Annotated in this window: 6 protein-coding genes; 2 read left to right on the forward strand and 4 right to left on the reverse strand. The window is 69.2% G+C overall.

Going from position 1 to position 8790, the window contains the following annotated elements; translation table 11 throughout:
* The first annotated feature begins 93 nt into the window (after positions 1 to 93).
* Positions 94 to 414, forward strand: a complete 321-nt coding sequence (locus HOQ08_RS02125) for a PepSY domain-containing protein (RefSeq protein WP_291190880.1) — start codon at positions 94 to 96, stop codon at positions 412 to 414.
* A 98-nt stretch (positions 415 to 512) separates the two neighbouring features.
* Here HOQ08_RS02125 and HOQ08_RS02130 read toward each other — a convergent pair whose 3' ends face one another.
* The 4 genes from HOQ08_RS02130 to HOQ08_RS02145 all read right to left on the reverse strand — a co-directional run bounded on the left by HOQ08_RS02130 (position 513) and on the right by HOQ08_RS02145 (position 6607).
* Positions 513 to 3650 carry a CusA/CzcA family heavy metal efflux RND transporter gene (locus HOQ08_RS02130; RefSeq protein ID WP_291190883.1) on the reverse strand — a complete coding sequence of 1046 codons (3138 nt, stop codon included), beginning with the start codon at positions 3648 to 3650 and terminating at the stop codon, positions 513 to 515.
* Positions 3647 to 4927 carry an efflux RND transporter periplasmic adaptor subunit gene (locus tag HOQ08_RS02135; protein WP_291190886.1) on the reverse strand — a complete coding sequence of 427 codons (1281 nt, stop codon included), beginning with the start codon at positions 4925 to 4927 and terminating at the stop codon, positions 3647 to 3649. The genes HOQ08_RS02130 and HOQ08_RS02135 overlap by 4 nt, the downstream gene beginning before the upstream one ends.
* Positions 4924 to 6198 (reverse strand): TolC family protein, encoded by a 1275-nt coding sequence (locus tag HOQ08_RS02140; protein WP_291190889.1) that lies wholly within the window; start codon positions 6196 to 6198, stop codon positions 4924 to 4926. The genes HOQ08_RS02135 and HOQ08_RS02140 overlap by 4 nt, the downstream gene beginning before the upstream one ends.
* 79 nt (positions 6199 to 6277) lie before the next feature.
* Positions 6278 to 6607, reverse strand: a complete 330-nt coding sequence (locus tag HOQ08_RS02145) for a hypothetical protein (RefSeq protein ID WP_291190892.1) — start codon at positions 6605 to 6607, stop codon at positions 6278 to 6280.
* A gap of 492 nt (positions 6608 to 7099) precedes the next feature.
* On the opposite strand from HOQ08_RS02145, the gene HOQ08_RS02150 reads away from it, so the two are divergent.
* The gene (locus HOQ08_RS02150; RefSeq protein ID WP_291190894.1) at positions 7100 to 8605 is read left to right on the forward strand and encodes a DUF4331 domain-containing protein; all 1506 of its coding nucleotides are present in this window, start codon (positions 7100 to 7102) and stop codon (positions 8603 to 8605) included.
* Positions 8606 to 8790 lie beyond the last annotated feature (185 nt).

Here is an 8790-nt window from a genome sequence, read left to right on the forward strand (position 1 = left end):
GGACAGTAGTAGCTTCTACATGAGGTGTCGTTGCACACGATGCCGGTCCCTCGCACGTCCGGCCGAACGGCCTCACCCTTCCGGAGAAAAGCCATGCGTCGTCAAAACTTGGCCTTGGCCTGCGCCTTGTGTGCCGGCCTGTTCCTGTTCAACCTGCCGCTCGCCGCGCAGTCGTACTCGGGATCGCAATCGTCCATGGGCATGACCGAGGCCCAGGTGACCACGAAGCTGCAAGCGGCCGGCTATACCAACGTGCATGGCGTGGAGCACGAGGGCGACCACTACGACGCCGACGCCATGAAGAACGGGAAAGCGGTGCACCTGCACGTGGACGCAAAGAGCGGTGCCGTTACGCTGGCGCCCCATGAGAACGAGCAGGAAGAAAACGAGGAGCACGAGCACCATCGGCACTGAGCGCTGGGTGGGTTTCCTGGCGGGCGTGGCATCGGGCGGCGTGTCCAGTTCGTCGAGCAGGCGATGGCGGGGAGGCGGTTTTCCACCCGCAGGATCCTCTAGGTCTGGCGGCGCAGGCGGCGCAAGACCAGCAGGCGAAAGGCGGCGGGGATCACGATCATCGAGAGCAGCGGTGCGGTCAGCATGCCGCCGATCATCGGCGCAGCGATGCGCTGCATGACCTCCGAGCCCGCGCCGTGGCCAAGCAGGATGGGGAACAGGCCGGCCAGGATCACCGCCACGGTCATCGCCTTGGGCCGTACGCGCTGCACGGCCCCCTCGCGGATGGCGGCATCCAGGGCGGCAGCGCCCGCGTGCGGATCGAGCGCGAGCTGGCGGTCCCACGCCTGGCGCAGGTAGAGCAGCATGACCACGCCGAACTCGGCGGCCACCCCGGCGAGGGCGATGAAGCCGATCAGGGTCGCCACCGAAACCGCATGGCCGAGCAGCCAGATCAGCCAGAGGCCGCCGACCAGCGAGAGCGGGACGCTCGCCATGATCAGCAGCGCTTCGCTCCAGCGCCGGAACACCGCATAGATCAGCCCGAGGATGATCGCCAGCGCGATCGGCACCACCAGCTTCAGGCGCCGCATGGCGCTGGCCAGGTATTCGAACTGGCCGGACCAGGCGAGGGTCACGCCCGGCGGCAGCGTCACCTGTTGCGCGACGGCGCGCTGCAGGTCGGCCACCACGCTGCCGAGGTCGCGCCCGGCGTTGTCCACGTAGACGTAGGTGGCCAGTTGGCCGTCTTCGCTCTTGAGCATCGGCGGGCCGGACGCGAGCGAGACGTCGGCGATCTGTCCCAGGGTCAGTTGAGCGCCGCCCGGGGCCACGATGGGCAGCCGGCGCAATGCGGCCAGTGAATCGCGGTCGGCGCGCGGGTAACGCAGCACGATCGGATAGCGCTCGCGTCCTTCCACGGTCTGCCCGATCGGCGCGCCGCCGACGACAGTGGCGATCAGCTGCTGCACGCGCGCCTGGGTCAGGCCGTAGCGGGCGGCATCGAGCGGCCGGACGCGCACGTCGAGGTAGCGCCCGCTGGCGCCGCGCTCGGCAACCGCCGAACTGACGCCCGGCACCCGGCGGGCGACGCGCTCTATCCGATCGGCCACCGACTGCAGGACGGTCGGGTCGGTGCCCAGCACCTTGATGCCGATCGGACTCTTGATGCCGGTGGCAAGCATGTCGATGCGGTTGCGGATCGGCGGCACGAACAGGTTGGTGAGGCCAGGCACCTTGACGGCCTTGTCCAGCTCCTCCCTGATCCTGGCCATGGTCATGCCCGGCCGCCACTGGTCCTTCGGCTTGAAGGTAATGGTGGTTTCGACCATCTCCAGCGGCGCGGGATCGGTGGCTGTCTCGGCGCGACCGGCCTTGCCGAACACGTGCGCGACCTCCGGCACCGTCTTGATCATGCGGTCGGTCAGCTGCAGCAACTGGCTGGCCTTGCCGGCCGACAGGCCGGGCAGGGCGGTGGGCATGTACAGCAGCGTGCCCTCGTCCATGGCCGGCATGAACTCGCTGCCGAGCCGGCTCATGGGAAGGATGGCACTGAGCAACAAGACACCGGCCACGACCAGGGTGGCCCTGGGAAAGCGCAGCACCGCCTCCAGCACGGGCCGATAGCCGCGGACCAGGCCGCGGTTGATCGGATTGTCCCGCTCGGCACGGATGCGCCCGCGCACCAGGTATCCCATCAATACCGGCACCAGCGTCACGGCGAGTCCGGCCGCTGCCGCCATCGCATAGGTCTTGGTGAAGGCGAGCGGCGAAAACAGCTTGCCTTCCTGCCCCTGCAGCGCGAACACCGGCACGAAGGACAGCGCGATGATCAGCAGGCTCACGAACAGCGCCGGGCCCACTTCGGCCGCCGAGGCGGCGATCAGCGACCAGCGCTCCGCATCCTGCGGCTCGCGGCCGCCGTTGCCCTCGCGCCAGTGTTCCAGGTGCTTGTGCGCGTTTTCGATCATCACCACGGCGGCGTCCACCATCGCGCCGATCGCAATGGCGATGCCGCCCAGCGACATCAGGTTGGCCGTGACGCCCTGAAGATCCATCACCGCGAAGGCAGCCAGCACGCCCAACGGCAGGCTGACCACGGCCACCAGGGCGGAGCGCAGGTGGCCCAGGAACAGCGCACAGACCAGCGCCACGACCAGGAACTCCTCCAGCAGCTTGCCCCAGACGTTCTCCACGGCCGCGTCGATCAGCTGCGCGCGGTCGTAGGTGGGCACGACCTCCACGCCCGGCGGCAGGCTGCGCCCGAGTACGGCAAGCTTGGCCTTGACCGCCTCGATCGCTGCCTTGGCGTTCTTGCCCGAGCGCAGCACGACCACGCCGCCGGCCACCTCGCCCTGGCCGTCCAGCTCGGCGATGCCGCGGCGAAAGGTGGGGCCGCGGCGCACGCTTGCCACGTCGCGCAGCAGCACCGGCACGCCCTGCGCGCTGGCGGTGATCGGTACCTGCTCGAACGCCGAGCGCGTCCGCAGGTAGCCCTCGCTGCGGACCATCAGCTCGGCCTCGCCCTGTTCGATCACCGAACCGCCGTTGGCGCCGTTGGCCGCGTCGATCGCGTCGACCAGCTGCTGCACGGTGATGCCGCGCGCGGCCAATGCCTGCGGGTCGGGCACGATCTGCCAGGCGCGCTCCATGCCGCCGATGCTGGCCACTTCCGCCACGTCCGGTATGGTTTTGAGCTGGTAGCGCAGGAACCAGTCCTGCAAGGCGCGCAGCTCGCCCAGGTCGTGCCGGCCGGTGCGATCGACGAGCGCGTATTCGTAGATCCAGCCCAGGCCGGTGGCGTCGGGGCCCAGCGTGGGGTTGACCTCGGCCGGCAGGCTGGCGCGCACCTGGCTCAGGTATTCCAGCACGCGCGAGCGCGCCCAGTAGAGGTCCGTGCGGTCGTCGAACAGCACGTACACGTAGGAGTCGCCGAAGAACGAATAGCCGCGCACGGTCTTCGCCCCCGGCACCGACAGCATGGTGGTGGCCAGCGGATAGGTGACCTGGTCCTCGACCACCTGCGGCGACTGCCCGGGCCAGGGCGTGCGGATGATCACCTGGGTGTCGGAGAGGTCCGGAAGCGCGTCGATGGGCGTCTGCAGCGCGGCGAAGACGCCGCCCAGGGCGAGCGCCAGTGCCGCCAGCAGCACGAACAGGCGGTGGCGTATCGACGCCCGGATGAGCGCGCCGATCATGGGTGCTTCCCCATGTCCATGCCGGGCATGGCGGTGCTGGCGGCCGGCGACGGCCCGCTGCCGCCCAGGCGTTCCAGCGCACCGGACAGGCTGGCCTCCGAATCGATGAGGAACTGTCCGGAGACCACGACCCGTTCGCCGCCGCGCAGCCCCTGCAGGATTTGCGTGTAGCCTCCGGCCGAGCGTCCGATTCGCACGGACACGACGCGGAATCGCCCGTCGCCTTCGGTGAGGATCACCCGACTGCTGTCCGCGCCGGCGACGATCAGCGCATCGTCCGGCACCACCGGCCACGACGTGGCCGGGGCCGGTTGCAGGCGGACGGTGGCGAACATGCCAGGACTCAGCGCGCCGTCGGCGTTGTCCACGACGATGCGCGCGCGCTGGGTACGCGTGGCGTTGTCCACGTCCGGCAGCAGGCTCTCCACCGAACCGCGGAAGGTCCGCCCCGGTACCGCATTGGTGGTGATGCTGACCGGCGTGCCGCCGCGCACCGTGTCGGCCAGGCCCTGCGGTAGTGCGGCCTCGATCCAGACTGTTGAAAGGCCGTTAACGGTCATGAGCGTCTGGCCGGCACCGACGCGCTGGCCCTCGCGCACGTCGAGCGAGGCGACGACGCCGGCTTGCGGTGCATGCAAGGTGATGGTGGCGCCGGGTCCCTGGCCGGCTGAACGCAGGTCGGCCGCGGAGAGGCCCATCGCCTGCAGCCGCGCGCGCGCCGCGGCACGCAGCGCTCGGCCATCGGCCGATTGCGCGTGCTGGAGTGCCTGGTATTCCGCGACCGCACTGCTCCACTGCGGAGCCAGCAGGTCGACCATCGGCTCGCCCTTGGTTACATGGGCATAAGGTGCCTTGACGTGCAGCTTCTGCACGACGGCGTCGACACGGGCGCTGACGGTCATCGCCTGGCGCAGGTCCCAGCTCACGGTGCCAGGCACGTCGATGGCCTCGGCCAGCGGCCGCCGCTCGATCACGGCGGTACGTATGCCCAGGTTCTGCACCGTTGCCGGATCGATCCGCACGGCGCCGGAGCCTTCCTCGTCGGCGTATTTGGGCACCATCTGCATGCCCATGGGCGAAAGCCCCGGCTTATCGAAATGCTGTTGCGGCACCATCGGGTCGTACCAATAAAGCACCTTGCGAGCCGCATCGGAGGCAGCCGCCGGCGTGGTGGAATGGCTCGGGGCCGCGGCCCGCTGCCGCCCGAGCGCATAACCCAGCACCAGCAGGGCGATAGCAGCCAGCGCCGCGATGAAAACCAGCAGCGCACGCTTCATCGCATGGCCTCCGCAGTGGGCAGCAAATAGGCGAGCGCGGCCCATAGCCGCGCACGGGAGACAAGCGCGTCGGCGTATTGCAGGCGCACGTCGATTTCGTCGCGGCGTGCATCGAGCCACGGCTGCAGGGCGCCGCCACCCCGGTAGGCGGCCAGCGCGATCGACGCGCGGTCACGCGCGAGCGGCAGCAGGGTGTCCCGGTAGCGTCCGATCCGCCGGCCCCAGCCCTGCCAAGCGGCGAGGTTGCGCGCCACCGCTTCGCGCTGGGCCCGGCGGGCGTCTTCGTGGTCGGCCTGCACCGCGTCCCATTGCGCCTGTTTGGCGCTGATGCCGCGGTCCTGGCGGTTGCGCGTGAACAAGGGCAGGCTCACGCCCACCTCCAGCATCACCATGTCCGACAGGCCAGGGGCGCGCTTGCCGTAGGAGGCGCTCACGCTCCAGTCCGGGTGTTTGGCAGCGCGCGCCTGGTCGAGCGCCGCTTGCGCCACCTGTTCGCGTGTTTCCCAGACCTGCATCGGAGCTTGCTCGTCGAGGTCGTGCTCCAGGCGCCCGGGCGAGACCGGCAACTGGCTGAAGTCCGGAGGCGCGGCCAAGCGCTCCGCCGCTCCCGGCCCGACCCAGCGCTCCAGGCTCGCTCGCGCGGCGGCGAGGTCGGCCTGGGTGGCGTCCTGCCGGTTGTCCAGCAAGGCCACCTCACTGCGTGCGGCCAGCGCATCGACGGCATTGCCGGCGCCGCCGCGCAAGCGGGCATCGGTGACCTGCACGGCCAGCGCCGCTTCATCGCGCAGCGCCTGCAGTAGATCGCGTTGCTGCTCGACGGCCCAGACACCGATCCAGGCGTCGGCAATTTGCTCCTGCAGGGCTTGCGTGGTGGCCGTGTGCTCGGCCGTGGCGGCGCCGACTTCCGCGTCGGCCAGGTCGCGCTCCGCCATGCGGGCTGCCTGCGACGGAATCACTTGCCGGACGCCGATCGTGCGCATCGTCATGCCGTCCGAGCGCAAGCTGAAAGCGCCGGGAGCGGTGACCGGATAGTTGGCTAGCCCGAAAGTGAGCGAAGGATCGGGAAGGCGTCCCGCACGCGCCGCTTCTTCGCGGGCCGCGTCGATGCGGGCGCGGTGGGCGGTCAGCATCGGCGCTTGGGCCACGCCTTGCCGGACGGCGGCCGCCAGCGTGAGCGGCTCGGCGGCATGGGCGGCGAAGGCCACCGCCCCGGCCAGGGCGACGGCCAGGCCTGACGCAACGCGGCGCCAGGCGAAAGATGGGAACAGCATGATGGGAACTCCGATGATCTCAATCCCGTCGTCTCCCTTTCGGGCACGGCGGCACCTCGGCGGACGACTCCGCGAAGCGCTAGATCAGGAGCGAGCAGAACAACAAGGCCGCCGGTGGTGGCGGTGCTTGCTGGAGATGGAATCGCTTGGGGGCGCGGCTGGCGAGCAAAGGCGCCGCCGCTTCGGGCAGTGCCGGTGGCAGGGGCGCCAACAGGCTGGAGGGCACCGTGCCGGGCCGGACGTCGGGTTGCGCCGTGGTGTCCGGGTTGCAGTGCTTCTGGCACAAGGCATGGTCGGGCGTCCCATGCATTTCCGGGCAGGATCTGGCCATGGCGTGCGAAGCCATGTCAGGCATCGCAATCATCCTTCCCATGGACGTCGGGGGCATCGCGCAGGCATAGGCGGCCATGGCTGCTTGCTGGCCCACCAGCATCAGGACGGCGACCGCGAGCACCCATCGGGTGAGTGACCACCGGGCCAGCGCCCGCAGCCGCCAGGGGCGGCTTGCATGGCGGATGGAGCGGCCAGGTCCGTTCAACGTCTGACTCCCGCGGCGGAGATGCCGTCGATACAGCATACCGCCGATGAGGTCTTTGGATGAGCATCGCTTGCCCTGGGCTGGCGGTGAATGCCCGCTGAACTCGACAGTAGCGGCGCGCGTCCTTCTCACGTCCCCGCGCGTATTCCTTTCGCCCCTACAGGGAAGGTGGGGTTCGCAAGGGGGCGATCGGACGGGCTGTCGCCGGCGCGCAATACGCGCGCGATCTCGCGTGGCACCACCGGGTACTGATTGGCGCACGAATCACGGGGTTGCATCAGGCAGCCACGGAGGCGCGTGGCCGTTTCAGACGTGAGCCTGGCGGCGCGTGCATCGCACTTTCACGTGATGAGGTGACACGTCATGAAACTCAAACCTTTGTGCCTGTACCTGGGGCTCGGGCTGATCCTTCCCGCGGCCGCGATGGCATCCAGCCACCGCGAGGCTCCGTTCATCAGCACCATGCCGCAGGTTGACGCCAGCGACTTCTACATGTTCATGAGCTACGAGCCGCAACGTGCCGGCTACGTGACGCTGCTGGCCAATTACAACCCGTTGCAGGATCCCACCGGCGGGCCGAACTTCTTCCCGCTCAGCGACAATGCCGTGTACGACATCAACGTGGACAACAGCGGCGACGGCAGGCCGGACCTGACCTTCCGCTTCAGGTTCAAGCACACCTACAAGAACCTCAAGGTGCTGGGCGGCAGCGGGCACTACACGCCCGTGCCGCTGCTCAACATCGGGCCGGTGTCGGCCACCGACCAGAGCAAGCTCAACCGCATCGACACCTATACGGTCGAAGTACGCAAGGGCAACGGCAACTTCGAACCGCTGGAGAGCACCAACGGCAGCAAGACCATGCTCACCCAGCCGGTGGACAACATCGGCACCAAGTCGATCGCCAACTACGCCAACTATGCCGACAGCTACGTCTACAACGTGGCCGTGCCGGGCTGTTCGAGGCCCGGGCGCGTGTTCGTCGGGCAGCGCAAGGACGGCTTCGTGGTGAACGTCGGCGAGATCTTCGACCTGGTGAACCTCAATCCGCTCGGGCCGCGCGATGGGGCGCGCAACGCGCTCACCCACAAGAACGTGACCACGCTGGCGCTGGAGATGCCGGCCAGCTGCCTGCAGCAGAGCGCCAGCAACCACATCATCGGCGGCTGGACGACCGCAAGCATTCCCAGCAAGACCTCGGTGGCCGCGTACGGGCAGGGCGAAAAGGCGGCCCCGGACGCCAGCTGGGTGCAGGTCTCGCGGCTGGGCATGCCGCTGGTCAACGAACTGGTGATCGGCCTGAAGGACAAGGACCGGTTCAACAACAGCATCCCCTGCAACGACGCGCAGTTCCTGAGCTACGTCACCACGCCGTCGCTGCCGGTGATCCTCAACGCCTTGTACAAGACGGCGATCCCGCACACGCCGCGCAACGACCTGGTCACGGTGTTCCTCACCGGCGTGCCGGGACTCAACAAGCCGGCCAAGGTCAGTCCGTCCGAAGAGCTGCGGCTCAACACCTCGATCGCGCCCACCGCGCCGATCAAGCAGAACGACCTGGGCGTGCTTGGCGGCGACATGGCCGGGTTCCCGAACGGCCGCCGGCCGTATGACGACGTGGCCGACATCGAACTGCGCGTGGCCGAGGGCGCGCTGTGCGGCGTGGCCGGCAACTGCGGCAACCAGATGGCGGATCCCAACAAGGGGGCGCCATTCACCGACGGCGCCCGCGCGGCAGGGGCCAGCATGGCGACCGAGCACGTCACCGGCGACGAGAACGCGGCCGATACCTATCTGGAGCGTTTCCCGTACCTGATGCCGCCGCTGCCCGGCGCCCCCAACGGCAGCAATGGTGTGGCCGCCAACTGATGGCCGCGCGTCCGCCCGCGGGTTCGCGTCCCCGCCGCATGCCCGCGGGCGGGCGCGACGCGGCACGCCGCCGCTACCACGGTGGCGTGCCGTGCCTGATTGTACTGCTCATGATCGCGTGGTTGCCGACGGTCGCTGCCGCACAGACGCGCGCGCCTTACGTTCCGGCCGGCCCGGCGGTGGTG

It is taken from the genome of Frateuria sp., assembly GCF_013362045.1.
Classification (GTDB): Bacteria; Pseudomonadota; Gammaproteobacteria; order Xanthomonadales; family Rhodanobacteraceae; genus Frateuria_A.

Coding starts and splice junctions, on each gene's coding strand:
- HOQ08_RS02125 (WP_291190880.1), top strand. CDS start 94: ATGCGTCGTCAAAACTTGGCCTTGGCCTGCGCCTTGTGTGCCGGCCTG.
- HOQ08_RS02150 (WP_291190894.1), top strand. CDS start 7,100: ATGAAACTCAAACCTTTGTGCCTGTACCTGGGGCTCGGGCTGATCCTT.
- HOQ08_RS02140 (WP_291190889.1), bottom strand. CDS start 6,198: ATGCTGTTCCCATCTTTCGCCTGGCGCCGCGTTGCGTCAGGCCTGGCC.
- HOQ08_RS02135 (WP_291190886.1), bottom strand. CDS start 4,927: ATGAAGCGTGCGCTGCTGGTTTTCATCGCGGCGCTGGCTGCTATCGCC.
- HOQ08_RS02145 (WP_291190892.1), bottom strand. CDS start 6,607: ATGGCCGCCTATGCCTGCGCGATGCCCCCGACGTCCATGGGAAGGATG.
- HOQ08_RS02130 (WP_291190883.1), bottom strand. CDS start 3,650: ATGATCGGCGCGCTCATCCGGGCGTCGATACGCCACCGCCTGTTCGTG.